Source organism: Georgenia sp. Z1344 (assembly GCF_057652375.1).
In genome coordinates this window covers 614161-639564 of sequence record NZ_CM172728.1, presented here as the reverse complement: position 1 = coordinate 639564, position 25404 = coordinate 614161, and the positions used below count along the sequence as shown (strand labels likewise).

30 protein-coding genes are annotated in these 25404 nt (G+C 70.9%); 16 read left to right on the top strand and 14 right to left on the bottom strand.

What is annotated here, in order from left to right; genetic code table 11:
- The first annotated feature begins 271 nt into the window (after positions 1 to 271).
- The gene (locus AC24FB_RS02885; RefSeq protein ID WP_487560913.1) at positions 272 to 565 is read left to right on the top strand and encodes a RidA family protein; all 294 of its coding nucleotides are present in this window, start codon (positions 272 to 274) and stop codon (positions 563 to 565) included.
- A 45-nt stretch (positions 566 to 610) separates the two neighbouring features.
- Here AC24FB_RS02885 and AC24FB_RS02880 read toward each other — a convergent pair whose 3' ends face one another.
- From AC24FB_RS02880 to AC24FB_RS02870, 3 genes are all read right to left on the bottom strand, one after another.
- Positions 611 to 1411, bottom strand: coding sequence for an alpha/beta fold hydrolase (locus AC24FB_RS02880; RefSeq protein ID WP_425712880.1), 801 nt, complete (start codon positions 1409 to 1411; stop codon positions 611 to 613).
- Positions 1408 to 1869: a hypothetical protein gene (locus AC24FB_RS02875; RefSeq protein WP_425712881.1), complete on the bottom strand. Its 462-nt coding sequence runs from the start codon at positions 1867 to 1869 to the stop codon at positions 1408 to 1410. Before AC24FB_RS02875 ends, AC24FB_RS02880 begins: the two co-directional genes overlap by 4 nt.
- 98 nt (positions 1870 to 1967) lie before the next feature.
- Positions 1968 to 2516 carry an HXXEE domain-containing protein gene (locus AC24FB_RS02870; protein WP_425712882.1) on the bottom strand — a complete coding sequence of 183 codons (549 nt, stop codon included), beginning with the start codon at positions 2514 to 2516 and terminating at the stop codon, positions 1968 to 1970.
- Positions 2517 to 2546: 30 nt separating this feature from the next.
- On the opposite strand from AC24FB_RS02870, the gene AC24FB_RS02865 reads away from it, so the two are divergent.
- Positions 2547 to 3200 (top strand): TetR/AcrR family transcriptional regulator, encoded by a 654-nt coding sequence (locus AC24FB_RS02865; protein WP_487560907.1) that lies wholly within the window; start codon positions 2547 to 2549, stop codon positions 3198 to 3200.
- Positions 3201 to 3328: 128 nt separating this feature from the next.
- On the opposite strand, the gene AC24FB_RS02860 is transcribed toward AC24FB_RS02865, so the two are convergent.
- From AC24FB_RS02860 to AC24FB_RS02850, 3 genes are all read right to left on the bottom strand, one after another.
- Complete coding sequence (locus AC24FB_RS02860) at positions 3329 to 3520, bottom strand: hypothetical protein (RefSeq protein ID WP_425712884.1); 192 nt, start codon at positions 3518 to 3520, stop codon at positions 3329 to 3331.
- Between the two features lie 110 nt (positions 3521 to 3630).
- Complete coding sequence (locus tag AC24FB_RS02855) at positions 3631 to 3924, bottom strand: YchJ family protein (protein ID WP_487561387.1); 294 nt, start codon at positions 3922 to 3924, stop codon at positions 3631 to 3633.
- A 99-nt stretch (positions 3925 to 4023) separates the two neighbouring features.
- The gene (locus tag AC24FB_RS02850) at positions 4024 to 4197 is read right to left on the bottom strand and encodes a hypothetical protein (RefSeq protein WP_425712886.1); all 174 of its coding nucleotides are present in this window, start codon (positions 4195 to 4197) and stop codon (positions 4024 to 4026) included.
- Between the two features lie 114 nt (positions 4198 to 4311).
- On the opposite strand from AC24FB_RS02850, the gene AC24FB_RS02845 reads away from it, so the two are divergent.
- The 3 genes from AC24FB_RS02845 to AC24FB_RS02835 all read left to right on the top strand — a co-directional run bounded on the left by AC24FB_RS02845 (position 4312) and on the right by AC24FB_RS02835 (position 7122).
- On the top strand, positions 4312 to 5151 hold the full coding sequence (locus tag AC24FB_RS02845) for a fructosamine kinase family protein (protein ID WP_425712887.1): 840 nt from the start codon (positions 4312 to 4314) through the stop codon (positions 5149 to 5151).
- A gap of 86 nt (positions 5152 to 5237) precedes the next feature.
- Positions 5238 to 5498 (top strand): hypothetical protein, encoded by a 261-nt coding sequence (locus AC24FB_RS02840; RefSeq protein WP_425712888.1) that lies wholly within the window; start codon positions 5238 to 5240, stop codon positions 5496 to 5498.
- A 169-nt stretch (positions 5499 to 5667) separates the two neighbouring features.
- Positions 5668 to 7122, top strand: a complete 1455-nt coding sequence (locus AC24FB_RS02835; RefSeq protein WP_425712889.1) for an FAD-dependent monooxygenase — start codon at positions 5668 to 5670, stop codon at positions 7120 to 7122.
- Positions 7123 to 7208: 86 nt separating this feature from the next.
- On the opposite strand, the gene AC24FB_RS02830 is transcribed toward AC24FB_RS02835, so the two are convergent.
- Positions 7209 to 7562, bottom strand: coding sequence for a hypothetical protein (locus tag AC24FB_RS02830; protein WP_425712890.1), 354 nt, complete (start codon positions 7560 to 7562; stop codon positions 7209 to 7211).
- Between the two features lie 412 nt (positions 7563 to 7974).
- Positions 7975 to 8862, bottom strand: a complete 888-nt coding sequence (locus AC24FB_RS02825) for an ATP-grasp domain-containing protein (RefSeq protein WP_425712891.1) — start codon at positions 8860 to 8862, stop codon at positions 7975 to 7977.
- A gap of 244 nt (positions 8863 to 9106) precedes the next feature.
- On the opposite strand from AC24FB_RS02825, the gene AC24FB_RS02820 reads away from it, so the two are divergent.
- Complete coding sequence (locus tag AC24FB_RS02820) at positions 9107 to 9577, top strand: hemerythrin domain-containing protein (RefSeq protein ID WP_425712892.1); 471 nt, start codon at positions 9107 to 9109, stop codon at positions 9575 to 9577.
- Positions 9578 to 9786: 209 nt separating this feature from the next.
- Entirely contained in the window at positions 9787 to 10080 is a 294-nt protein-coding gene (locus tag AC24FB_RS02815) for an antibiotic biosynthesis monooxygenase family protein (protein WP_425712893.1), read from the top strand.
- Positions 10081 to 10170: 90 nt separating this feature from the next.
- On the opposite strand, the gene AC24FB_RS02810 is transcribed toward AC24FB_RS02815, so the two are convergent.
- Positions 10171 to 10761 (bottom strand): hypothetical protein, encoded by a 591-nt coding sequence (locus AC24FB_RS02810; protein WP_425712894.1) that lies wholly within the window; start codon positions 10759 to 10761, stop codon positions 10171 to 10173.
- Positions 10762 to 11135: 374 nt separating this feature from the next.
- Between AC24FB_RS02810 and AC24FB_RS02805 the strand changes: the two genes are divergently transcribed.
- From AC24FB_RS02805 to AC24FB_RS02765, 9 genes are all read left to right on the top strand, one after another.
- Positions 11136 to 12113, top strand: a complete 978-nt coding sequence (locus tag AC24FB_RS02805) for an ABC transporter substrate-binding protein (protein ID WP_425712895.1) — start codon at positions 11136 to 11138, stop codon at positions 12111 to 12113.
- Positions 12110 to 12946, top strand: a complete 837-nt coding sequence (locus AC24FB_RS02800) for an ABC transporter permease (RefSeq protein ID WP_425712896.1) — start codon at positions 12110 to 12112, stop codon at positions 12944 to 12946. Before AC24FB_RS02805 ends, AC24FB_RS02800 begins: the two co-directional genes overlap by 4 nt.
- 34 nt (positions 12947 to 12980) lie before the next feature.
- Positions 12981 to 13754, top strand: a complete 774-nt coding sequence (locus AC24FB_RS02795; protein ID WP_425712897.1) for an ABC transporter ATP-binding protein — start codon at positions 12981 to 12983, stop codon at positions 13752 to 13754.
- Positions 13751 to 14557, top strand: coding sequence for an ABC transporter permease (locus AC24FB_RS02790; protein WP_425712898.1), 807 nt, complete (start codon positions 13751 to 13753; stop codon positions 14555 to 14557). Before AC24FB_RS02795 ends, AC24FB_RS02790 begins: the two co-directional genes overlap by 4 nt.
- Positions 14545 to 16122: a fumarylacetoacetate hydrolase family protein gene (locus AC24FB_RS02785; RefSeq protein WP_425712899.1), complete on the top strand. Its 1578-nt coding sequence runs from the start codon at positions 14545 to 14547 to the stop codon at positions 16120 to 16122. Before AC24FB_RS02790 ends, AC24FB_RS02785 begins: the two co-directional genes overlap by 13 nt.
- On the top strand, positions 16119 to 17069 hold the full coding sequence (dapA, locus tag AC24FB_RS02780) for a 4-hydroxy-tetrahydrodipicolinate synthase (RefSeq protein ID WP_425712900.1): 951 nt from the start codon (positions 16119 to 16121) through the stop codon (positions 17067 to 17069). Before AC24FB_RS02785 ends, dapA begins: the two co-directional genes overlap by 4 nt.
- An 11-nt stretch (positions 17070 to 17080) precedes the next feature.
- Positions 17081 to 18604, top strand: coding sequence for a 5-carboxymethyl-2-hydroxymuconate semialdehyde dehydrogenase (gene hpaE / locus AC24FB_RS02775; protein ID WP_425712901.1), 1524 nt, complete (start codon positions 17081 to 17083; stop codon positions 18602 to 18604).
- 85 nt (positions 18605 to 18689) lie between these two features.
- Positions 18690 to 19376 (top strand): GntR family transcriptional regulator, encoded by a 687-nt coding sequence (locus AC24FB_RS02770; RefSeq protein WP_425712902.1) that lies wholly within the window; start codon positions 18690 to 18692, stop codon positions 19374 to 19376.
- A 109-nt stretch (positions 19377 to 19485) separates the two neighbouring features.
- Positions 19486 to 20976, top strand: coding sequence for an NAD-dependent succinate-semialdehyde dehydrogenase (locus AC24FB_RS02765; RefSeq protein ID WP_425712903.1), 1491 nt, complete (start codon positions 19486 to 19488; stop codon positions 20974 to 20976).
- A 29-nt stretch (positions 20977 to 21005) separates the two neighbouring features.
- Here AC24FB_RS02765 and AC24FB_RS02760 read toward each other — a convergent pair whose 3' ends face one another.
- The 5 genes from AC24FB_RS02760 to AC24FB_RS02740 all read right to left on the bottom strand — a co-directional run bounded on the left by AC24FB_RS02760 (position 21006) and on the right by AC24FB_RS02740 (position 25398).
- Positions 21006 to 21590, bottom strand: a complete 585-nt coding sequence (locus tag AC24FB_RS02760) for a TIGR03086 family metal-binding protein (RefSeq protein WP_425712904.1) — start codon at positions 21588 to 21590, stop codon at positions 21006 to 21008.
- 109 nt (positions 21591 to 21699) lie between these two features.
- Complete coding sequence (locus AC24FB_RS02755; protein ID WP_425712905.1) at positions 21700 to 22653, bottom strand: LacI family DNA-binding transcriptional regulator; 954 nt, start codon at positions 22651 to 22653, stop codon at positions 21700 to 21702.
- A 55-nt stretch (positions 22654 to 22708) separates the two neighbouring features.
- Positions 22709 to 23905 (bottom strand): N-acetylglucosamine-6-phosphate deacetylase, encoded by a 1197-nt coding sequence (locus AC24FB_RS02750; protein WP_425712906.1) that lies wholly within the window; start codon positions 23903 to 23905, stop codon positions 22709 to 22711.
- A complete protein-coding gene (locus AC24FB_RS02745; protein ID WP_425712907.1) occupies positions 23895 to 24632 on the bottom strand; it encodes a 6-phosphogluconolactonase in 738 nt (245 codons plus the stop codon). The genes AC24FB_RS02750 and AC24FB_RS02745 overlap by 11 nt, the downstream gene beginning before the upstream one ends.
- 19 nt (positions 24633 to 24651) lie before the next feature.
- Positions 24652 to 25398, bottom strand: a complete 747-nt coding sequence (locus tag AC24FB_RS02740; RefSeq protein ID WP_425712908.1) for a sugar isomerase domain-containing protein — start codon at positions 25396 to 25398, stop codon at positions 24652 to 24654.
- Between the last annotated feature and the right edge of the window lie 6 nt (positions 25399 to 25404).

Here is a 25404-nt window from a genome sequence, read left to right as displayed (position 1 = left end):
TGGTATGTGTACGGGCCGCGGATCTATCGGCCAGAGATGGTCAACGACGGCGCCGTGGTCGTCGAGCATCGGGCGTCGGGGCCTATCGTGTGGCCACGACCGGTGCAGACGGAGAACGAGGCTCGACAATGTGTAGGGGGTGGGGCGTATGCCACGGGACGACGACGAACAGCAAGACTCCTTGATCCGACCTCTTGAGCCGCCGAGGGATTTCGACTCGCCGCTCCACAGTCAGGGCGCACTGGTGCTCGGTGCCGGTCGCCTGGCGTTCGTGTCCGGGCAGGTCGGCGTCCGGCCCGATGCCACGATCGGAGCGGACCTGGCGGAGCAGACGTTCATCGCGTTCGAGAACGTCGCCCGGGTACTGGCCGAGGCGGATCTCGGCATGACCGACGTGGCGTCGCTGAGGATCTACCTCACCTCGCACGACGCGATCCCGACCTTCACGGAGACGGCGAGAGGGTGTCTCGGTGGGCACCGGCCGGCGTCGACGCTCCTCGTCGTCGAGCACCTGGCGAGTCCTGCGCTGCTGGTCCAGGTCGAGGCGGTCGCGGCCGGCCGTTGAGCGCCCACCGACCCGCCACACGCCCGTGCCGCTGGGCGTCGATCATCACCCATCCCCGGGGCCGGCCGGTCGCCCGACCTCGCGGACGGCGTCCGCGACGGCATCGAACTCCCGCCGCAGGATCCTGGCGTGGTTGGTGGGAACCGTCGCGCTGACGCGAATGTTCGGCCTGCGGTCGAGGACCGGCTCGAGCGTGGCTCGCACCTTCGCCATCTCCGCGTCGTCCGTGCCGAGGTGTCCGCCGGTCGCGACGACGTACCGGACGGGCGCCTCGATGCTGTCGAGCACGGACTCGAGCGTGCCCAGCAGCTCGTTGACCTCGATGTTGACCTCGGCGTGCTGTGCCGCACTCATGCGCGCGGCCAGACCCATCCGGCTCGCGACCGGGAGGATCCATCGCATGCGGTGGAACAGCCGACGGAGTCGGGCGCGCGCCTCGTCGTCGATCCAGTCGTAGGGCATGGCGCCGTCGACGGCGACCACCCCGAGGGTGCGGTCCGGGTGCCGACGGGCCCAGTGCACGGCCAGTGTCGCGCCGTAGGACCAGCCGGCTAGCACGGGGCGTTCCACGTCCGCCGCGTCGAGCACGACCTCGATGTCGCGCAGGCACGCCTCGAAGGAGTAGTCGACGGATCGCCGGGAGCGTCCTCGCGCCCGTTCGTCGAAGCGGACGTGCCGCCAGTCGGCGGTTCCGAGATCGGCGACCACGCTGTCCCAGTGCCGCAGGTCGGCGTATGCGCCGTTGAGGTAGACGACGGGTGTGCCGGGCCCGCCGGTGTCATTGGTGAACAGGGCGGTGTCGTCGACCGGGACCATGCCGGTCCAGGGACTGTGCAGGTGTGTCATGAGTGGTCCTCGTCGTTGGTGGATGTGTGGCGGCGCGTTGCGCGCGGCCCCGTCCGGAGCGCACGGAGGATCCCGTCGAGGCTGTCCCAGATCGCGACCACCGTGACGAGGAGCAGGAGCAGCTCGGTCAGGTCCGCTACGTCGGTGCGGGTCCCGGCCGTGGCTCCGGCCGGCACGGGGGAGAGGAGCGTGCCCTCCACCGCCAGCACGACGACCGACACGGCCCCGGCGCCGTTGGCGACGGTGTTGACGAGGGCCACCGGCATCGTCCACCGCCGTCGCGCCCAGGCCACCGCGCTGCAGACCAGGCTGACGGCGAGGGTGCCCACGAGGACGGCCTTCCCCGCCGGGTGAAGCCCCGGGTCGAGGACCTGGAGCTGCTGGCCGTCGTCGGCGACGCCGGCGAACTGCCACACGAGCACCGCGAGCAGGGCCATGCCGAAGACGATCGAAGTCACGAGGCCCGTCGGGCGCCGGTCGGTCCCGGGGCGGTGACGACTGCTCCCACTCGCCGACCTGCCGGGCTGCGCCGCAGGGTACTGGTTCGTCACCATGGTCACGCCACCCGCCCGACGAGCGCGGTGAGCACGGCCGCCAGGGCGAAGGCGCCGGCGGTGAGGCCGACGGCGGCCAGAGTCGCGAGCGTCACGGTCGACGACGTCCAGCGCACCGGAGGAAGCTCGCGGGACACGAGCGTCCCGAGCGGGAGCAGCAGGGCGACGCCGCTGACGAGGCCGGGCATCGGGCTCCAGGAGAGCAGGCTCAGCACGACGTGGCCGGCGCCGTTGACCATCAGCGCACAGGCGACGCACGCCAGCACGGTGGCGCTCCAGCGCGGCCGGGTGCCGACGGCGACGGCGGCGAGGCCGAGCACGGCGAGCGTGACGAGGGCGAGCACGAGCGCAAACTCGGCCGGATCACCGTGCAGGGAGCGTCCCGGCAGCCAGGGGTGCTCGGCGATCCAGCCCGTCATGTCCAGCAGGCACTCCTCGGTGTTGTGCAGGACGACGGCTAGAGCCGTTGCGCCCCACAGCTGTGACTGGCGGCGGTGCCCGGCCCCCGGCGGCTTGTCCGTTCGTGCGGGTGTTGTGACCATCAGTTCCATAGGGCGACCTTACGTTCGTATTGGAAGGTCGTGCGACTGTATTGTCTACCCATGGCAGATGCAAGGGACGGCAGGCACAGGCTGGCCGAGGCGCTCACCCGGGTGGTCGCTCGAGAGGGGATCACGGGGGTCAGCGTGCGAGCGGTGGCGGCGGAGGCCGGCGTCAGCGGTGGCGCCGTGCAGCACCACTTCCGTACTCGGGCCGAGATGATCCGGTTCGCGATGGAGTGGATCTCCGACGGGGTGGAGCACCGACTGTCACGGGTCGCCCGGTGGGGCGACGTGGAGGAGTGGACCCGGGAGATCCTCCTGGAGCTGCTACCGCTCGACGAGCAGAGACAGCGCGAGCACGCGGTGTGGCTGGCCTTTGTCGCACACGCCGCGACCGACCCCTCGCTGGCGGACCTGAGAAACCGCACGAACGAGAAGCTGCTCGAGATGTACGCCCGGATCGTCCGGGCGCGGCGCTCTCTCCCACCCACCTCCGCTGTCGAGGAGCCGGTTGTGACGACGATGGACGGTCAGGTCGATGACGTCGACGAGGACGCGATGCTCCTGCAGGCGCTGCTGGACGGGCTGTCGCTCCACCTGACCGAGATGCAGCCCGACGAGGCGCAGCGGCGCGGGCCGGCATTGCTCGATCGGTTCCTGGAGCTCGTGGTCGACATCTCGACGCCGGCCTGAGTCGACGGACATGGTCACGCGTTCTCGGTGACCTGTCGTCCGCGCGATCGGACCCGGCCGGTCGTGTGGCAAGGTGTCCGTCGTCGATGACGGTGTCGTCGTGCCGGCCGGATCGGGGCGATGGTCGCTCAGATCCGGTCGCGCGGTGCGTCGTCCGGCTCGTCCGGCTTTCCCAGGTAGCCGACCGAGATCCAGGCGATGGCGACGACCGCCCCACCGATGATGGCGTAGGTGCCGCGTGACTCCTCGAACACGATGAACCCGGCACCGAAGAGGATGCTGACGACGAGGGCGATGTAGGCCAGTGTCTTTCTGCTCATGACAGCAGCATGGCAGTGACCGACCTCTCCGATCGCTGACAGGTGTCACCGGCTGGTGGGTGCCTCTGTCAGCGGCCGTCATGCCCCCGGCCCGGCCCGGCCCGGCCCGGTCACGTCGTCGTCGGCCGCTCCGGCCCGAGGTAGGTCCAGCGGCCCTCCTCGCGGACGAACCGCGACCGCTCGTGCTGGACGCCCACCCCGCCGCCGGGCTCGCGGTAGGTGGCCCGGAACTCGACGACGCCCTCGGTGTCGTCGCGACCGCCCGCCACCCTGTCGACGATCTGGAGCCCGCGCCACGCCGGGTTGTCGTCGAGGGGGAGGGACGCCGGCCGGGTCGAGTGGTGCCACGAGGCGAGCAGCCAGGCGGCGTCCGCGTCGCGGAACGCGGCGAAGCGCGAGCGCATGAGGGCCTCCGCCGTCTCGGGCCAGGGGTGCTCGGCGTCGTCGGAGATCGAACCCTCGCCGTGGATCGACCCGTCGTCGGTCATGGTCGCCTCGGCCAGTCAGGTCGACGTGCCGCCGCGGCCCTCGTCGTCGGGCTCGGCACGCAGCTGGTCCGCGATCTCCTCCTCGGGGCGTGGCGCGAGGTCCTGGTCGGACTCGACGACCGGCACGCTCGGCTCACCCGTCGCGGACAGGTGCTCGTGGGGGTGGTTCGGGTGCGCTGGGGATGACATGTCTGCTCCTCCTGGGGGCGAGCCGTCCACGCTACTCCGCCGTTCGTGCGGACGCCTCGACGGCCTGACCGGTCACGGGATGACCGCGCAGGCAGTGTCGGGTGACGATGGAGCATGGCGATCTTCCCCAAGACCGACGAACCCGGCACCCTCGCGTTCGAGACCGCCGGCCTGCGCTGGCTCGCGGAGGCGCAGCCCGAGGGTGGGGCGCCCGTCGTCGAGATCGTCGCCGAGGGGAAGGGGTGGGTCGACCTCGTCCTGCTCGAGCATGCCCCCGCCACCGCGGAGGCTGCGGCGGCCTTCGGACGCGGGCTCGCCCGGACCCACGCCGCCGGCGCGCCGTCGCTCGGCTGCGCCCCGCCCGGCTGGACCGGTCAGCCGCCCCGCAGCTCCGGACCGATGCCGCTGCACGACCACGACGCCGACCCCGTGTTCGCCACGTGGGGCGAGTTCTACGCGGAGTACCAGGTCAGGCCGTACGCGCGGCGGGCGGTCGCGCAGGGATCGATCGACGACGACGGGGCGCGCGTGCTCGAGCGCCTCTCCGACCGGCTCGCGGACGGGCGGTTCGACGCCGACCAGCCCGCGCTCGTCGGCGGGGGAGTCGCGCGGCTGCACGGTGACCTGTGGGGCGGCAACGTCGTGTGGGCGGCGAGCCCGGCGGACGGCGAGGGGGCGCGTGCGGAGGCTGACCCCGCGAGCGGCGTGCAGGGTGTCCTCATCGACCCGACCTCGCACGGCGGCCACGCGGAGACCGATCTCGCGGCGCTGGACGTCTTCGGTGTCGACCGGCTCGACGACATCCTCGCCGGGTACCAGGAGGTCTCGCCGCTCGCCGACGGGTGGCGCGAGCGGGTCGGGCTCCACCAGGTGACGATGCTCGTCATGCACGCGGTGATCTTCGGCGGGCACTACGGCCCGGCGACGGTCGAGGTGGCCCGCAGGTACCTCTGACGCGTCCCGGGGGCGTCGCCGCGCCGCGCGCTGCGTGCTGCTCAGTCGGAGGTCGGCTCCGACTCCCCGGCCGGTACGGTCGACGCGTGGGTAGCACGAACGGCGGGAAGCGCCCCGGGTGGGCGGCTCGCATCCGCCGTCACCCCGTCGTCGTCCGTATCGGTGTCTTCGGTGAGGTCCTCACGGTCCTTGGGTATCTGCTGCTCGTCGTCGCACTCGTCTGGTGGCTCGTCAGTCTGACCGGCGTCGTCGGTGCCGGCGGTGCTCTCGCGGTCGCGGTCCTCGGGGGCGTGCTGTGGGCCGTCGGCGGCACCCTTGCTTCGGTCACGGGGGTCTCGGACAGCTGAGCCGGTCGCAGGGCCCGGCACGCAGCCTCGTCCGCCGGCGAATCCTCCGCGTCCAGGACAGTGCCGCGCGGTCCGCGCCGTTGTGCCCACGGTAGCGAGGCCCAGGGGGCTTGCCGCAAGAGCCCCCCTGTGTGCCATGCTCCGCGCTTTCCGACAGAGGGGGACGAGCATGAACAGGCGCGATGTGGTGATCGTCGGATGCGGGCCGACGGGCATGATGCTGGCGGCGGAGCTTCGGCTCGCCGGGATCGATCCGTTGGTCGTCGAGCGGCGTGAGACGCAGGATCTGGCGGGCTCGCGCGGCGGCGGCTTCCATGCGCGCACGATCGAGGTGCTCGACCAGCGGGGCGTCGCCGATCGGTTCCTCGCCGAGGGCACGCGCATCGAACGGGCGATGCTCGGGGCGACGTCGCTCGACCTCGGCGTGCTGCCCAGCCGGCACCCGTACACGCTCGCCCTGTTCCAGAACCACGTCGAACGGATCCTGGCCGGGTGGCTCGAGGAGCTGGGCGTCGCGATCCGGCGTGGGGTCGACGTCGAGGGCGTCTCCCAGGACGACGACGGCGCTGACGTCCGGCTCGCCTCGGGGGAGACCCTGCGGGCGGGGTACGTCGTGGGGGCCGACGGCGGTCGTAGCGTGGTCCGACGCTCGGTGGGCATCGAGCTGGCCGGTCCGGACGCCACCCGCAGCAGTCTCATCGCCGAGGTGCAGGCGACCGAGGAGCTGCCGACGGCGGGGAAGGTCGACGATCGCGGCGTCCACGGGCTGCACCGCATGGACGACGGCAGTGTGCGGGTGGTCGTCACCGAGGCCGAGATCGGGCCCTCCACGCCGCCCACGACGGACGAGCTGCGGCGTGCGCTGACCGAAGCGTTCGGCACCGATCTCGGGATCCACGACCCGACGTGGCTCTCGAGGTTCACCGATGCCACCCGTCAGGCGACCGCCTACCGCGACCGCCGGGTTCTGCTCGCCGGCGACGCTGCGCACGTGCACTCGCCGACGGGCGGCCAAGGCATCGGGCTCGGGATCCAGGACGCCGTCAACCTCGGCTGGAAGCTGGCCCGCGTGGTGCGCGGCGTCGCCGGTGACGGACTGCTCGACAGCTACCACGCCGAGCGGCACCCCGCCGGGGCCCGGGCGCTCGGCTACACGATGGCGCAGTCGCTGTTCCAGCGCGCCGACCCGCGGCAGGAGGCGATGCGCGACATCCTCGACGACCTGCTCGGCGTCAGGGAGGCCCACGCGCGGGCGGCGGCGCTCGTCGCGGGCCTCGACGTGGTGTACGACCTCGGTGACGGACATCCGCTGCTGGGGCGGCGGATGCCGGACATCGACCTCGATGCCGTGGACGGACCGGTGCGCGTGGCCGAGCTGCTGCGCGAGGCCCGGCCGCTGCTCCTCGAGCTCGGTGGTCCCGCACTCGGGGGCGCCGTGCCGCCGGCGGAGGCCGACGGTCTCCGACACGTCGCGGCGAAGTGCGACGGGCACTGGGAGCTGCCGGTGCTGGGCGAGGTCGCGGCGCCCAGCGCGGTGCTCGTGCGGCCCGACGGACACGTCGCGTGGGTGGGCGAGGGGTCCGACGTCGGGCTTGCGGAGGCGCTGCGCGCCTGGCGCGCGTGACCTGCCCCGTCTGCGCCGCGCGGGCGTCTGGCATCGTGAGCGCGAATCCGGCGTGGTGTGTCTCCGTCACGCCCCGCGGGTGACTGTCAGGACCCGTGCGTGCCGTCGGAACGTGCACGCTTGTCCGCGTTCTTCGGGGAGAAGCGCTGCTGGGCGCCCTGCTTCGTCAGGCCGTAGACGGCGCCGATCTTGGACCAGGACACGCCGGCCGCGCGGGCCGCGCGGACGGCGTCGGCCTCGATGGTCTCGGCGTTCTCGCGCAGGCGTCGGGCGCCGTCGAGCACAGTCAGCGGGTCGTCGCCGGAGGTCAGAGTCCTGAGGGCGGTGCGGGCCTGTTCGGTCTGTACCGGGTCGGGCGTGTCGGTGCCGGTCGTCGGCTCCGCGGCCGCGCTCGTCGCGTCGGCGGGCGCATCCGTCGTCGCCTCAGCTCGCTTGCCCATGGGCGCATCGTATCCAGCGGATGCGGGGAATTCCGGCGCATGTCGTCCCAGGCACGGTGGGCGTGCAGCGCCCGATCCGGCCTGTGCGCCGACCGCGGCTCGGGTGGGCGCGACACGCGGTCGTCAACCCTTGATTGACACGACGCGTCAACCGGTGGTTGACTCAGGTCAACAAGGAGTTGACAACTGAGGGAGGTGCACCATGGCCAAGAAGGCGTCGAAGAAGGACAAGAACGACAAGAAGAACAAGAAGTCGAAGAAGAACAAGAAGAAGTGACTCTCGGCTGACGACGGGGGCGGTGTGCCGATCTGGCACCCGCCCCCGAGTCGTCTCCGCGCCCGGGCACGGCGCGCGTCCGGGAGGAGGGCGGGCCCGGGAGGAGTGCGCCCGCGCCCAGGGGGCGCCAGGGGCTCAGCGCGTGAGCGCGCGGGCGAGCCGGTGCGTCGCCTCGCGGTCGGCCTGCGGCAGGAACAGCGACGGCTCGACCAGCTCGACCTCGAGGACCACGTCCTGGCCGTCGTCGTCCCGGACGAGGTCCACGCGTGCGTAGGTGGGCACGCCCCAGCGGCCGGACACGTGGTCGACGACCGCCCGCGCCAGGGCGGCCTGCTCGTGGGTGGCCTCGTGCGCAACGATGGTCTCGGCGGAGAACAGTGGGCCGCCCGTTCCTGTGCGGGCATCGGCCGGCGCGACGGGGACCGACCCCGGGATCACCACCCGCTTGCGTGCCGCGTGGCTGAGCTCGCCGTCGAGGAGGACGAGCGCCCGTTCGCCGTCGACGGCCACGGAGGTGAGCAGCGGCTGGACGAGGGCCGTCCGGCCGGCGGCGTGCAACCGGTCGACCTGCGTGGCGGCCTCCCGCTCGCGACCCGGGACGAAGGCGGCTACATCGCGGCTGCCGGCGCCCACGGACGGTTTGACGACGACCCCGCCCGGTGAGATCTCGGCGGCCGCCCCGGGCGGCACGACGGTCGTCGGGATCGTCGGGATGCCGGCCTCGGCCAGCTCGAGCAGGTAGCTCTTGTCGCTGCTCCACCGCACCAGGGCGAGCGGGTTGACCACCTCGGTGACGGCGTCGACCGACTCGAGCCATGCCATGAACTCGGGGAGGCGGCGGGTGTAGTCCCAGGTCGAGCGGAGCACCGCGCGGTCGAAGCGGGACCAGTCGACCGCGGGGTCGTCCCAGTCGACCACCTCGACCTCGACGCCGACGGAACGGAGCGCGGCCAGGGCGAGGGGTTCGTCGTCGTCGGTGCCCCGTGCGGCACGGGCGGTCACCCACGCCAGTTGTCCGATCACGCCGTCAGGGTAGGCCCGCCCCGCCCGTTCGCAGGTCCGCCGGCAGCGCGAGGTGCGTGCCGAGAAGGAGGATCTCCCAGGGGCGCCGCCCGGGTCGTGGCCGAGGGGCGGTCCCCTTCCATCGGCGCCGGTCGGCACGTAGCCTGCCCGGAGCGTCGCGTGCCGGTGGCAGGCAGTGTCAGGCATGGAGGCGCCGAACACCGAAGGAGACCGACGATGCACACGTCGTCACCTTCGCCCTCACGTGACTGAGGGCGAGACCACCAGGCTCGTCGCCTGGAGCCGCGAGCTACGAGCCGTCCATGACCGGCTGCGCGAGGCGCTGCGTGTCACCCGGGAGGCGCTCGCCGACGGGACCCCCGCCGAACCGGCTGCTCGCGAGCTGCTGCTGTTCTGCCACGGGTTCTGCTCGGCGCTGACCGGGCACCACGAGGGCGAGGACCGGGAGCTGTTCCCGGCGATCGTGGCCGAGCACCCCGAGCTGCGGGACACCCTGCGCTACCTCGAGCAGGACCACTCGATGATGGCGCACCTGATCTCGGGGCTGCTCGCCTCCGTCGACCGGGCCGCGCCGCCCGAGGCGCTCGAACGGCACCTCGAGGGGATCGCCGCGATCATGGAGAGTCACTTCCGGTACGAGGAGCGCGAGCTGCTCACCGTGCTCGAGACCCTGGCCCTCGACGCCGATCCGCGCGCCGTGCTCGGGCCGCTCTGATGTGGCGGGCGCGCCGCGGGCGGGGGGAACGACTCCGGCGTCGGGAGTGCTTCGGGCGGACGGCGCGTCCGCCGGCCGGCGGGTCCGGCGCTGCGAACGAGCCCGGGGCGGTGGGACCTTCGCCTCGGACTCCCTCGCCAGGTCGGATCTAGCCTGGGCGGGTCAGTCGTGTCGAGCCGGCGGGGCCACCCGTCGCCGAGGGAGATCGCATGCCGTTCGTCAACATCACCGCCCTGACCTTCCCCGCCGGGGCGGAGGCCGAGATCGAGCAGCGCTTCGCGGCCCGGAAGAAGGCGGTCGACGCCTCGCCCGGGTTCCTCGGCTTCGAGCTGCTCCGCCCCGTGGTGGGGGAGGGCCGGTACTTCGTCGTCACGCGCTGGGAGAGCCGCGACGACTACGAGGCGTGGTCGTCCGCGCGCCCCGCGGGCGGGCACGAGAACGACCAGAAGCGCGGGATGGACGTCCAGGTGCTCGGCTTCGAGGTGGTTCAGAGCGAGTCCTGACCGTCGACCGGGCGTCCCGGTCCGGGCGGTGGTCGTTCGTCGTCGTGCCGGGTGTCGAGGTGGTCGGTCGCGAACGCGGCACGAGTGGTGTCAGCGGCGGCGACTGACGAACGCGACGGTCGAGGCGAGGGCGAGCCCGCCGCCGAGCGCGAGACCGATGCCGAGCGCGCGTGCCTCGCCCGGCGACATCGGGAGGTCGACGCTGCTTCGACCCACACCCGCGGTCTGCGGCCCGGAACCGACGAACAGGTCGGGCAGGACCACCATGGCCACCCCGAGCACCGCGAGCAGGCCGAAGAAGGTGCCTACGGGGACGTGCGACCACCTCGTGGGCAGCAGGAAACCGGCGCCCAGGGCCACCATGAGGCACGCGATCAGCGTGAGGATGCCGAGGAGCGCCGCGGGCTCGTCGTGGAGCGAACCGGGCGCTGACACACGGAGCACCGTGAGGCCGGCGAGGACCCCGCCGACCAGGAGCGTGAGACCGGCGATCCAGTCCGCCGCGCTGCGGGGCGGGTCGCGGTCCGGGCCGGTCGGCCGCGCGTCCGCTCCCGTCCGACTCGCCTGCTCCGTCCGACGTCGCTCGGCGAGCTCGCGACGACCCGCGCGGTGCCGGGCGCGCGTTGCGCGGTCGTCGGCACCGGCTCGGGCGTCTGTACCGGCGCGGTCGTCGGGCGTCACCGCCTCACGGTAGGCCGGGGGCCTGCCGTCGTGTGCCGTGGTACGCGATCCCGGACTGTGAGTGAGGCGCCCCTGGGGACACGTTCCCGACGTCGTCGGACATGGCACGGAACGACCTTCTCGCACGCGAGGTGTGGGGGACGAGCATCGCGCCCACCGGCTGATCTGGTCGGCTGAACGAGCGAGGGCCGTGCGCGGTCCGATGCGCGCGCCCGTCTTGCTGGTACCGGCAGAACGCAGCGGATCCACGCGATCTTGCCATCGAAGGTTGACGCTGATCATGAATCGTATATGATCTCGTCTACAGTCAGTCCAGCGACACCGCCCGCCTCGTCACCGATGACCGCGGGAATACAACGAAGGAGTTGAATCGCATGGCCTCCTCACGCGTAGTCCAGGGTCTCGGCCTTCTGGCAGGAGCCTCTCTCGTCCTCACTGCGTGCGGCGGGGACGACTCGGAGACCGACTCCCAGACGATCACCCTGGGTTTCCCGGGCACGATCGGCCCCACCGACACCCCGATCATTGCGGCCCTCAACTCCCTTGGGGAGGAGGGCTGGGACGTCGAGTACATCGAGTTCGACTCGCCGGACGTGCAGACCCAGGCGCTGATGGGCGGCGACATCAACGTTGCCTCCATGGGTCCGGCGACCGTCATGGCCGCCGATGAGGGTGGCGCCGAGCTGACGATGGTCGGCAACAACAACATCCTCGACTACCTCATCGTCGGATCCGCGGACGTCGAGACCTGCGCGGACCTCGACGGACGGACGGTGGCCTACCACTCCGAGGGATCCACCAGCACGGCTCACCTGCGCCGCTACCTCGAGGAGTCGTGCCCCGAGGCCGAGCCCGAGTTCGTCGTCATCTCCGGGTCGAGCAACCGTGTGACCGCCCTTCTCGACGGTCAGATCGACGGGACGATCGTCCGAGTCGAGGACTGGATGAGCGTCGAGCCGGACGAGAGCGTCGCGCACGTCATCGACAACCTCGTTGAGACGCAGGCGGACCTGCTCACCCAGACCATCGTCGTCGACGGGGCCCAGGACGGGGGAGCGGCCGAGGCGGCTTCCGCCCTGCTCGCCGCCCTCGAGGAGCAGTTCGCGGCCGTGAACGAGGACCCCGCGGCCTTCGCGGAGACCGCGGCCGAGATCCTCGAGTCGGAGCCCGCCGAGGTGCAGACCGTCCTCGAGGCACTGGTGGAGAACGGGACGTTCCCCGAGACCCCTGAGCTGGATCCGGCAAGCGTGGACGCGACCATCGGCTTCTACCGCGAAGCCGAGGTGATCGGTGACGAGCTGAACGCCGACGCCGTGGCCGACTTCGAGGTGGCCGGAGGAGGTTCGCAGTGACGGCGGCTGCGCCGCACGCCGGGCACCGCACGCGGCGAGAGCTCGTCGACCTTCCCTCGACGCCGCGCGTCACGCTCCGCCAGAAGTTGAGCCGCGCCGAGTCCTGGGGCGTGCGGATCGCGACGATCGTCGTCTTCGCCGTGGTCTGGGAGGTCGGCGCACGGTGGACCGACTCGCTCCTGATGCCGACCTTCCTCGAGGCGATGGCGGCCCTGTGGGAGATCGCCTTCGTCACCGGTGAGATGTGGCCGGCTCTCGCGCGCTCGAACGTCGCCCTACTCATCGGGTATCCCGTCGCGGTCCTCATCGCGGTTCCCCTCGGACTGGCTATGGCGCGTTGGAAGTCCGTCGACCGCGCCTTCGGGCCGATCACCGCCGTCAGCCTCTCGCTGCCGATCGCGCCGCTCATCCCCGTCGTCCTCGTGGCCATGGGGCTCGGGCTCACGCCGCGAGTCTTCATCATCGTGCTCTTCAGCTGGGTCTTCATCACGACCAACGTCCGGGCGGGCGTCCGGGCGGTCGACCACACGCTCGTTGAGATGGCCGGCTCCTACGGCGCATCGGAGTCGCAGCTCTGGCGCCGTGTGCTCATCCCGGGCGCGTTCCCGGCGATCATGACCGGACTGCGAACCGGGCTCGGTCGCGCATTCGCCGGGATGATCATCGTCGAACTCATCATGCTCCCCATCGGCATCGGCTCCCTGATGCTCGACTATCGGGGCTTCTTCCAGGCAGACAAGCTCTACGCCCTCACCATCGCCGTTGCCGTCGAAGGCATCGTGCTCGCACTCGTCATGCAGGCGTTCGAACGCCGCGCCCAGCGCTGGAAGTAACGGCGCCCGAACGCTTCGAAGGATCGAGGAACCCATGATCACCATCGAGAACGTCAACCACCGCTATGTCAGCGAGGGCCGTGGAGAGACGGTCGCCCTCAAGGACGTCGACCTCACGATCAACGACAACGAGTTCATCACCGTCATCGGTCCGTCCGGCTGCGGGAAGACCACGCTCATGCGCGCGGTCGGCGGGCTCGTCATCCCCACCGAGGGTGACGTCGCCATCGACGGCGCGCGGGTCACCGGGCCCCATCAGAAGGCGGCCATCGTCTTCCAGAACTTCGCACTCCTGCCGTGGGAGACGGTCGAGAAGAACGTCGCCTTCGGTCTTGAGCTGTCCGGCCTGTCCAAGAACGAGCGTCTCGACAAGGCCCGCGCCTACATCTCCAAGGTAGGCCTTGACGGCTTCGAGCAGAAGTACCCCCGAGAGCTCTCGGGCGGAATGCAGCAGCGCGTCGGGCTTGCCCGGGCGCTCGCCGTCGAGAGCCCCATCCTCCTGATGGACGAGCCGTTCGGCGCGCTCGACCAGCAGACCCGCAGGTACATGCAGGAGGAGCTCCTCGACATCTGGCAGCAGGACCGCCGCACGGTCATCTTCGTCACGCACGACATGGAGGAAGCGGTCCTCCTCGGCGATCGGATCGTCCTCATGTCCGCGCGACCGGGGAAGATCGAGGAGGTCATCGACGTCGATCTTCCGCGCCCGCGTTCCGCCGAGACCGCGGAGAACAGCCCGGAGCTGGTACGACTCAAGGAATACCTCTGGAAGCGGCTGCGCGACATGCACGAGCAGGCTGCCGCATGACCGCCGTCGCCGACGCAACCGGGACGACCACCGGGACCGCCCGTTCGCCCCGGATCCCGCGCGCCGTCCGCAACGGGTTCTCCACCTGGTCCGGCATCCTCGTCATCGTCGCCCTCTGGGAGCTGATCGGCCGGATCTTTACCCTCCAGTGGCTCCCGCCGTTCACGGAGGTTGCCGTCCAGCTCGGGGAGCTCTTCGCCGACGGCGTCATCCAGCCGCACCTGGTCGCCAGCTTCCGATCGCTCGCGATCGGGTTCGCCATCTCATTGGTGGTCGGGCTCGGCGTCGGCGTCCTCATGGGGCTCTCCTCGCGCGTCTTCACGGCGCTGGACATCTACGTCAACGCGATGCTGTTCGTACCGGCACTCACCTTCGCCCCGATCCTCTTCGCGGCCTTCGGTCTCTCGGACACCACCCGCGTCGCCGTCGTCATCCTTTACGCGGTCTTCATCATCATCATCAATACCGCGGCCGGCATCCGTGACGTCGACGACCCGCTCATCGACATGGCGGCCTCCTTCGGCGCCTCCCGGTGGCAGACGGTCGTCAAGGTCATCATCCCGTCGGCCGTTCCGCTGATCCTCGCCGGCATCCGGCTCGGGACCGGCCGTGCCGTCAAGGGAATGATCAACGGCGAGATGTTCATCGCGCTCATCGGCCTCGGCGGACTCGCCGCCCGGTTCGGCGACGAGAGCGACTTCCCGTCGGTGTGGGCCATGGCGGTCTTCATCATGATCATCGCCGTCGCCCTCAACGAGATCGTCAGCTGGGCGGAGAAGAGGTTGACGTCGTGGTACGCCTGAGCACCGAGAACCTGCCCACGGACCCGATCACCGACACCCTGGGACACCGTCCAGGCAAGATCGTCGCGGTCCACGTCGCCTACGCCTCGCGGGCGGCCGAGCGGGGCCGCAGCCCCGAGCACCCGTCGTACTTCCTCAAGGCGGCCTCGTCACTCACCGGTCCAGGCGCGATCGGCCGACCGGCCGGCACCGAGCTGCTCAGCTTCGAGGGCGAGATCGCCCTGGTCATCGGCACCCCTGCGTTCCAGGTGAGCGTCGAGGACGCCTGGGCCCACGTCGGCTGGGTCACGGCGAGCAACGACCTCGGCCTGCAGGACCTCAAGTGGGCCGACCGCGGCTCCAACCTCCGGTCCAAGAGCTCGGACGGATTCACCCCGGTGGGTCCTGTCCTTCTCGCGGCCGCCGACCTGGACCCGGGGCGGCTCGCCGTCCGTACCTGGCTCGACGGCGAGCTCGTCCAAGAGGGCACGACGGACACTCTGCTGTTCTCCTTCGCCGAGCTCGTCGCCGACCTCAGCCGCACGATGACCCTCGATGTCGGGGACGTCATCCTCACCGGCACACCTGCCGGTGCCTCGGTGGCCGTCCCCGGCCAGCTGGTCGAGGTCGAGGTGCTGAGCAGCGACGACCCGGGCCGGACGACCGGACGGCTGGCGACCTCGGTCGTCGGGGCGCCCGCCGTGGCGGGGGGAGGGGCCCCACCGCGCCTCGACGATGCCACCGTCGCCGACGCCTGGGGATCCCGGCGTCCGGCGGTGACGGCTGGTTCGGGCGAGCATGCTGCCTCGGCCGCGGCGTCGGCAGGGACCGGTGCCGCGAGCGACGGCTCCTGGCTCGACGCTGACCGGCGCGAGCGGCTCGGCCAAGTGGCGGTGGCGACGATCTCCTCCCAACTGCGCCGCCTCGGCCACCCGGACGCCAGCATCGACGGCGTCCATCCGCTAGTGCCGGGCACGCGGATCGTCGGCACGGCCCGCACGCTGCGCTACGTACCGTTCCGGCCGGACCTGTTCGCCACCCACGGCGGTGGCTACAACGCGCAGAAGCGCGCGATCGACACCGTCGGTGAGGGAGAGGTCCTCGTCATGGACGCCCGCCGGGACACAACCGCGGGCACCCTCGGCGACATCCTCGCGCTGCGCGCCCTGACCCGAGGGGCCGCCGGGATCATCACCGACGGATCGGTCCGCGACGCCGTCGCCGTCGCCGAGACCGGGCTCCCGGTCCTCGCCGGCGGACGTCATCCCTCCGTCCTCGGTCGGAACCACGTGCCCTGGGAGACGGACGTGACCGTCGCCTGCGGTGGCACGACCGTGCAGGTCGGCGACGTCATCGTCGCCGACGACGACGGAGCCGTCGTCGTGCCGCCCCACCTCCTCGACGAGGTCCTCACCGCCTCCGAGGCTCAGGAGGAGCAGGAGACGTACATCGCGGAGCAGATCCGCGGCGGGCACCCCGTCGACGGCCTCTACCCCATGAACGAGACCTGGCGGGCGCGCTACGACGCCCACCGGACCGACATAACGAGCGCGGAGCAGTCCGCGGCAAGGAGAGCAGACCGATGAGCTTCCGCTCGAACCCGGCGTCGATCACGGGATCGATCGCCCCCGTCGTCACCCCGTTCACCGAGGACGGCGCCGTCGATCACGACAGCCTCCGTCGCCTCGTCGACTGGCAGATCGAGTCCGGCTCGACCGGCATCTCCATCGGCGGTTCAACCGGCGAACCGTCCGCGCAGACTCTCGATGAGCGTGCCGAGGCGATCCGCACGGTCTCCACGGCCATCGACGGCCGCGTCCCGTTCCTGCCGGGCACCGGCAGCGCGCGACTCGACGAGACCCTCGAGCTGACGTCGATCGCCCGGGACGCCGGGGCAGACCTCGCGCTCGTCATCACCCCCTACTACGCGCGCCCGACCCAGGAGGCGCTCTACCAGTGGTACGCGACGGTGTGCCGCGAGTTCCCCGACCTCCCGGTGGCGGCCTACAACGTGCCGGTCCGCACCGCCGTGGAACTGGCGCCCGAGACCATCGCACGTCTGTTCCGCGACTTCGACAGCTTCGTCGGTGTGAAGGAGACGACGAAGGACTTCGAGCACTTCTCGCGCGTTCGTCACGCCGCCGGGCCCGAGATCCTCATGTGGTCCGGCATCGAGCTGCTCTGCCTTCCGCTGCTGGCGCTCGGCGGTCAGGGATTCATATCTGCGCTCGCCAACATCGCCCCCGCCGCGGTCGCCGAGATGTACCGGGCGGCCGACGCCGGCGACTGGGACCGCGCACGCGAGATCCACTACGGCGTCCACCCGCTCGTCGACCTGCTCTTCGTAGAGACCAATCCAGCACCCGCGAAGTGGCTCATGGCCGAGCGCGGCCTCATCACCTCCTCGATGGTCCGGCCGCCGCTCGTCGGGCTCTCCGACTCCGGGCAGACGACGGTGCGATCGCTCGTCGACCAGGCCGGCCAGTACCTCACCCCCGTCCCGACCGCCACGACCGACCGCACCGCCGGTTGAGGGAGCACGAGATGACCACGCACGCCGATCCCAGCACCGACCTCCCGCACGCACGGCCCGCGAACCTCCCCGACCGGATCCGGCACCACATCGGTGGCGTCGACGTCGACTCCGTGTCCGGGGAGACCCTCGAGGTCATCGACCCGACGACGAACCGGCCGTACCTCACCGCCGCGGCCGGGGACAAGGCCGACATCGACAGGGCCGTCGCTGCCGCCAAGGACGCCTTCGAGAACGGACCTTGGCCCCGAATGAAGGCTCGGGAGCGTCATCGGATCCTCCACCGCATCGCCGACGCGGTGGAGTCCCGGGAACACGAGCTCGCCGCGATGGAGTCCTTCGACACCGGCCTGCCGATCGCCCAGGCCCGAGGGCAGGCGCGTCGGGCGGCAGAGAACTTCCGGTTCTTCGCTGACCTCGTCGTGGCTCAGCGTTCCGACGCCTACGAGGTGCCCGGAGCGCAGGTCAACTACGTCCATCGTCGACCCGTCGGGGTGGCGGGCTTGATCACGCCGTGGAACACGCCGTTCATGCTCGAGTCGTGGAAGCTCGGTCCGGCGCTCGCATCGGGCTGCACCGTGGTGCTCAAGCCCGCGGAGTTCACGCCACTGTCCGCGTCGTTGTGGGCGGGGATCATGAAGGACGCGGGCGTCCCGGACGGGGTGTTCAACCTCGTCGGTGGCTACGGCGAGACGGCGGGTGACGCGCTCGTCAAGCACCCCGACGTCAGCCTCATCTCGTTCACCGGCGAGTCGAGCACCGGACAGACGATCTTCCGGAACTGCGCCGACGGGCTCAAGGGCATGTCGATGGAGCTCGGCGGGAAGTCTCCGGCGATCGTGTTCGCCGACGCCGACCTCGAGGCCGCCCTCGACTCCACGCTGTTCGGCGTCTTCTCCCTCAACGGCGAGCGCTGCACCGCGGGGTCCCGGATCCTCGTCGAGCGACCGATCTACGACGAATTCGTCCGCCGGTACGCCGAGCGTGCCGACAACGTGGTCGTCGGGCACCCGTCCGACCCGGGCACCGAGGTGGGGGCGCTCGTCCACCCCGAGCACTTCGCCAAGGTCTGGAGCTACGTCGAGGCCGGCAAGTCCGAGGGGCGGCTCGTCGCCGGCGGCACCCGTCCCGAGGGCCTCGAGGAGGGCAACTACCTGCGGCCCACCGTGTTTGCCGACGTCCCCGCGACCGCGTCGATCTTCCAGGAGGAGATCTTCGGTCCCGTCGTCGCCATCACCCCGTTCGACACGGAGGAGGAGGCGCTGCGCCTGGCCAACGACGTGCGGTACGGACTGGCCGCGTACGTCTGGACCACCGACCTTGAGCGGGCCCACACGTTCGCCCAGGGGGTCGAGTCCGGCATGGTGTGGGTCAACTCGCACAACGTCCGGGACCTGCGCACCCCGTTCGGCGGGGTCAAGGCCTCCGGGCTCGGGCAGGAGGGTGGGTACCGCTCGCTCGACTTCTACACCGAGCAGCAGGCCGTCCACATCTCCCTCGCCCCGGTTCACACGTCGCGCTTCGGCGCACGGTGAGTGCGGTGGGCGCCTCCCCGACGGGCGTGAACTCGCTCGGGGAGGCGCCCGGCAACCTACGATCAAGTACCGGCTGGAGGGCAGAATGACGAGCGACTCGAGCGCGACACGACGGAAGACGACCCCGTCGAAGTCCGAGCGTGTCTACAGCGAGCTCTATCGTCGGATCGTCGACGGCACCTACACGCCCGGCTACCGGCTCGTGCTCAGTCAGGTCGCCGAGAGCTTTGGCACCAGCGCCCTTCCCGTGAGGGAGGCGGTCCGCCGGCTCGAGGCGGAGGGGCTGGTGACGTACCGGCGCAACATCGGCGCCGAGGTCGCCGGCATCGATCCGGTCGGTTACGCGGACGTCATGCAGTCGATGGCACTCCTGGAGGGGTACGCCACGGCGCTCGCCGCGGAGCACCTGACGGAACAGGACATCGCCACCGCCCGCGACATCAACGAGCAGCTGCGCCGCATGCGCGGTGAGGACTTCGACCCGGTCAGCTTCACCCGCCTCAACCAGGAGTTCCACACGGTGCTGTGCGGGCCGTGCCCCAACGCCCACCTCACCGAGATGCTCGCCCGCGAGCAGGAACGGATGGGCGCCATTCGACGGTCGAGCTTCAGCTACGTCCCGGGACGGGCGCGTACCTCCGTCGAGGAGCACGACGAGATCCTCGCGCTCGTCTCGGCAGCCACGATCGACGTCGATCAGCTCGAGCGTGTCGCCCGCGACCACAAGCTCCACACCCTCACGCAGTTCCTCGCCAAGACCGCGAGCGCCTGACCCCCAGGAATCCCCTGACACCCCGACGCGGACCCTGCCGGCCTCGCGCTGCGAGCGCGCCGTGCCGTGAGGCTTCGGTACGGCGCCGGACCAGACCAAGGAGACGACGATGACTGAGCAGCTGACCCATCCTCTGTCGGTGACCGATCTGGTGCGGTCGATCGACCCCGAGCACGGCGTCTGGATCGACGGTCGGGGGACTGCGGGATCGGCCGGTGCGACCTTCGAGGTCGCGGACCCGGCCACGACGACGACGATCGCCACGGTCGCGGACGGAACTGCGGACGACGCGCGGCGTGCGGTGGATTCGGCGGCGGGTGCGTTGTCGGCATGGGGGGCGACCTCTCCGCGTGCCCGGGCTGACGTCCTGCACCGTGCGTTCGGGCTGATGATCGAGCGGCGTGAGGTGCTGGCGGGGTTGATCGCGGCGGAGAACGGCAAGGCGATGGCCGATGCGCGGGCCGAAGTGTCCTACGCGGCGGAGTTCTTCCGCTGGTACGCCGAGGAGTGTGTGCGTGGGGCGGGGGAGTACTCGGTGGCCCCGGCGGGTGGTGTGCGCACGGTCGTCACCCACCGACCGATCGGTGTGGCTGCTCTTGTGACGCCGTGGAACTTCCCGGCGGCGATGGCGACCCGCAAGATCGCGCCGGCGCTCGGCGCCGGCTGCACGGTGCTGCTCAAGCCTGCCTCCGAGACGCCGCTGACGGCGCTGGCGATCGCCCAGATCCTCACCGAGGCGGGCGCGCCCGACGGCGTCGTGGGAGTCGTCCCGACGTCGTCGGCGTCATCGGTCGTCACGACGTGGCTCGAGGACGAGCGCGTCGCCAAGCTCTCCTTCACCGGCTCGACCGGGGTGGGAAAGATCCTGCTCGCGCAGGCGGCGAAGCGGGTCATCAGCTCGTCGATGGAGCTGGGCGGGAACGCTCCGCTCGTCGTCGCCGCGGATGCGGACGTCGACCGGGCGGTCGCGGGCGCGATGCTGGCCAAGTTCCGCAACGGAGGTCAGGCGTGCACTGCCGCCAACCGGCTCTACGTCCACGCCGACGTCGTGGAGGAGTTCACCGAGAAGTTCGGGGAGCGGGTCGCGGCACTTCGCGTGGGTCCGGCGCAGCAGGAGTCCACCGAGATCGGACCGCTCATCAGCGCCAAGGCGCTCACCGGGGTCACCGAGCTGGTTGACGCGGCAGTCGAGGCCGGTGCCCGTGTCACGCATCGCGCCGAGCTCCCCAGCGACCTTGAGGGGCACTTCTACGCACCCACCGTGCTGAGGGACGTGCATGCCGACTCTCCGCTCGTCCAGAACGAGATCTTCGGACCCGTGGCTCCCATCGTCACGTGGTCCGACGACGAGGAGATGCTGGCGCAGGTCAACGGCACCGAGCTGGGACTCTCGGCCTACTTGTTCTCGGACGATCTGGGCTGGGCGATGCGTATCGCCGAGCGGTTCGAGGCCGGCATGGTCGGTCTCAACCGCGGCCTCGTCTCCGACCCGGCCGCACCCTTCGGCGGCGTCAAGGAGTCCGGCCTCGGCCGCGAGGGCGGCCACGAGGGCATCCGGGAGTACCAGGAGGTCCAGTACCTCAGCGTCGACTGGAGCTGACCCGCCGAGCGTGGACGTGTCCCGAGTGTTCAGGCGCCGGGCGGGCTCCACCCCGGGTCGCGCCCGGCGCGCGCGAGCAGCCGCTCGAACGGCGACGTGTCGTCGTCGGCGTCGAGAGCCGGACCGAACATCCCGGGGGACCCGGCAGGGTCGAACTCCTCGACGAACACGGCCAGCGCCTCGATCTCGTCGTCCGCGGCGGTGTACTCCTGCCCGGTCGCGACCGCGAGGTCCCACCCGTGCAGGACGATCTCGTCGAGGGCGACGATCCCCGCGGACTCCCCGGGCATGTCGAGCCCGCCCGCGCGGGTGTCGCCCTCCCATGCCGCGGGGTCCCGCCAGGCGTCGGCGAGGCGGACGAGGGCGTGGTCGAGCGTCGGTTGCCACTCGGGCACCAGCTCGGGTGTCCTCGTGGGCCCGGCGTCCGTCGCGTCCCCGAGCTCCTTGCTGGCAGCCGCGCGGAACGCGTCGCTGAGGTAGATGACGTGGGCGAGGAGCTGGCCGACCGTCCACGGCGAGTCGGGCGTCGGGCTGTCGAGGTCGTCGTCGGAGATCCGGGCGGCGACGTCGGCCAGGCGCCGCGTCGCGGGGGTGAGGTCGATGGGGCGCGCCATGGTCGCAGTCTGTCCGGCGCGGTCCTCGCGGTACAGGTTTTTCGGCGAGTGGCGACGCCGATCTGTGCGGCTCCCGCCGCAGCGCAATGCGGGGCGGGGTGTGCGACGGCTAGGTTGTCTCGCCCTTGCGGAACGAGCCGCTGACGATGACCTGCCGCGCACCTGTGCCCGAGTCATCCGAGAGCAGCAGGTCCACTGCGGTGCGTGCGGCGGTGCGGGTGTCCAGGTGCACCGTGGAGAGCGCCGGCTGGGTGCTGATCGGGAGCGCGTCGTCGCACCCGACGACCCGGACGTCGTCCGGGCTGCGGAGTCCGCGGGCACCGAGCCCGTCGAGAACGGCATGAGCGACGATGTCGTCGAACGCCACCACGAGCTCGCCCTCACGGATGTCGACCTTGTCGACGAGGTGTCGCGCGGCGTCGTATGTCGGTTCGTCGAGCTCGAGGTGCCGGTAGGGCAGGGAGTGCCTGGCTGCCTCCGACCTGGCGCTCTCCTCTCGCTCCATGTTCGGCCACCACCGTTCCGCGCTGCCGATGTACGCCACGCTCGAAGCGCCGGTGGTTGCGCCGTCCTCCACGGCATCGGCGATGGCTTGGGCGGCGGAGACGAGCACCGAGGAGAGACCGTTGACCCGTGCGTTGATCAGCACGGTCGGAACTTGCTGCGCGATGCCGAGCACATGGGAGCGGGACATTCGCGGGGAGGCGAGGACGAGCCCTGCGACGTCGCGGCTGACGAGTGTTGCGAGCTGCTTCTCGCGAGCCACGCTGTGCTCGCTGCTGAGGATGTAGAGCGAGTATCCCTGCTCCTCCGCAGCCAGCTGAGCCGCATGTACAAGCGGGGGAAAGAACGGGTTGGACAGGTCGGGGACGATGAGGCCCAGCGCGGAGGAACGACCAGTGCTCAGTGCCTTCGCGTACCTGTTGTGGCGGAAGCCGAGGCGGTCCGCAGCAGCCTTCACGCGGGCTACCGTGTCCTCCCGCAGCAGGTGGGGGTGGTTGAACGCCCGGGAGGCCGTCGAGGTCGACACCTCGGCCGCCCGCGCGACGTCGGTGATCGTCACGGGGGTAGGCCGGGGTGCGCGTGGTCCCTGCGGCCTGTTCATGCCTCGATCCTGGTCATCCGTCGATCCTGCCCCCGCCGGGACCGATCGTCTCGATGATCGTGAGGTCGGAGTCCCACAGGACGAGGTGGGCCGGCGTTCCCGGGAGGATGGTCCCGACGGGGACGGCGCCTGTCGGGGAGATCTCGGTCCCCCGGGCCGCCGGAGCGCCGACCCGAGCGAGCTCGGCGAGAAGGCGTCCCGGGACCCGTGTGGCCATGTCGAACACCTCGGGCAGCGTGAGCTGCGTCCGCGTGGCCGCGAACCGGACGCAGTGCGCGAGGGGGACCGCGGAGCCGGCGAGCAACCGGTCGTCGGAGGCGAGGGCGAGCCGGCCGTCATCGGACAGCACCACGTCGCCGCCGACCGGCGTCGTGTATCGACCGGCGGGGGAACCTGCGAGCGCGACCGAGTCCGAGACCAGGTAGCAGCCCTGGGGGCCCTTGGCGCGCACGATGCTCTCCAGCACTGCTGCAGGTAGGTGGTGGCCGTCGCCGATGAGACCGGCCGACAGTGTCGTGTCAGCGATCTGCTCCCACAGCAGGTTGGGGTGGCGGGGGAGGTCGGCGCGCACCCCGTTGCCCAGGTGCGTCGACAGGGTCGCACCGGCGACGGACGCCGCGGCGACCTGTTCCTCGGTGGCGTGCGTGTGGCCGATCGCCACCGCGACGCCGAGCCTGCGGAGCGCAGAGATCTTCGCCGGCGCGTCCTTGCCGTGCGGCGAGACGGTGACGTACCCGATCGGGAACAGCTCTTGCCACCGACGGACCTCGTCCACGTCGATGTCCCGGACGAGGCTCCGGTCGTGCGCGCCACGCGGCCCGTCGAGGGGCGAGATGAACGGCCCCTCGATGTGCGCGCACGGCACGGATGCGGCCACGACCGGGTCGCTCGCCACCGCGTCGGCCAAGGTCGACAGCGCCTGTGCGATGCGGTCGTGACTCTGGGTGACGATCGTGGGCACCCAATGGCTCGTTCCCTGTGCGACGAGGCCTCGGGCGAGCCGTCCGACGTCGTCGACCGTCAGGTCGGCCGCATTGACGTCGATCCCGCCGAATCCGTTGACCTGCAGGTCCACCAGACCGTGGCTGAGCCAGGGAAGCGCGGTGGACGTGTCGAGCAGCTCGACCTCGTCGACGACCCCCGCGCGAACGACCACGCGCACGGGCCGGCCGGTGAGGACGTCGCGGCCCTCATGGTGCTCACGCGACACGGCTCAGCGCCTCCAGGTCGGCCAGCACCGTGACGTCGGGGTGGTTCTTCAGCGCTGTCGCGGGGACCTCGTTGGTCACCGCGGACTCGAGCATCGACCGCATCGCCTCGGCCTTCGCGGTCCCGAGGACGGAACACACGATCGTGCGTGCGGCCAGCATGCGGGGCACGGTGATGGTGATGGCGTGCCGGGGAACCGCGGTGAGGTCGGGGAACAGTCCCTCGTCGACCTGCTGTGTCCGGGACGCCTCCGCAAGCTCGATGAGACGTACCGGATCCGGGTCGGAGAAGTCCGTGCCGGGGTCGTTGAAGGCGAGGTGCCCGTTGACACCGATCCCGCACAGGACGAGGTCGAAGTCTGCGGCAGGCAGCCGATCCGCGTAGTCCATCGCGGCAGCCGACGGTTCGCCCGCCGTGTCGATCCGCTCGAACGCATACGGACTCCCGTCCGGGAGGAGAGCGAAGTAGTTGTCCTCCAGCCACCGGCCGAAGGCCTGGGGTGCGTCCGTGGGGAGGCCTACGTACTCGTCCATGTGGAAGTAGCGCACGGGGCTGGAATGACAATCTGCCTTCGCCAGCGACTCGAGGACAGGAATCTGGCTGGGTGCGGCAGCCAGCAGCACGGTGGCCTCACGTCCCTCGTCGTGCGCCCGGGTGATGGCGCGTGCCGCGAGCCTCGCGCCGTCGTTGCCGAGCTCGGCGAGGGTGTGGTTCTGGATGAGCTCCATCTGTCGTGACCTCCGTGGCTCAGAGCAGCTTGATGCGGTCGGTGAACCGATCGACGAGGCGAGCGTTCGCCTCGTCGCCGCCCGGTGCGTTCCCGCTCGTCCAGACGGCTGGCCGACCCCCCTCCGCGAGGACGCGCTCGATGGTGAGGATCTGGATGGCGTTCATGAGGAAGGCGTTCGCGTAGGTCGAGACCGCCCCGGCGTTGGGGACGTCGGCGTCGAACGAGACGACGGCATCCCCGACCGGCACCTGCGAGTCCAGAAAGAGGTCGGCCAGGTCATGCAGGTTCTGCTTGGAAGGGTGCCGCGCCGGATGCTCCGGCCCGATCGTCTCGGCGTGCGTGCGTGAGCTGACGCCGACGACCGTCGCCCCCAGCTCCTTCGCCCGCTGCGTGGAGTCGATGACTGCAGAATTCATCCCGTACGAGTTGACGATGATGATGAGGTCGCCGTCGCCGAGCCCCGAGTGGTCAATCACGACACGGCCGTAACCCGGAGTGCGCTCCATCGCCATCGAACGCCTTGCGCCGCTGGACAGCAGCGTGCCCTCGTCGAGGATGGCCGCGATGTTCATCAGACCGCCGGCGCGGAAGAAGGCCTCCTGGGTCGCGAGGTTCGCGTGTCCGCCAGGCCCGTAGACGTAGATGAGCCGGTCCTCCGTCACCCGCCGTGCCGTCTCGTCGATCACGCGAGGGAGAACTTCTGCGTTCGACTCGACGACCCGTCCCAGCATGCCTGTGACGTAGTCGAGGTAGCTCTCGAGCACTGGATG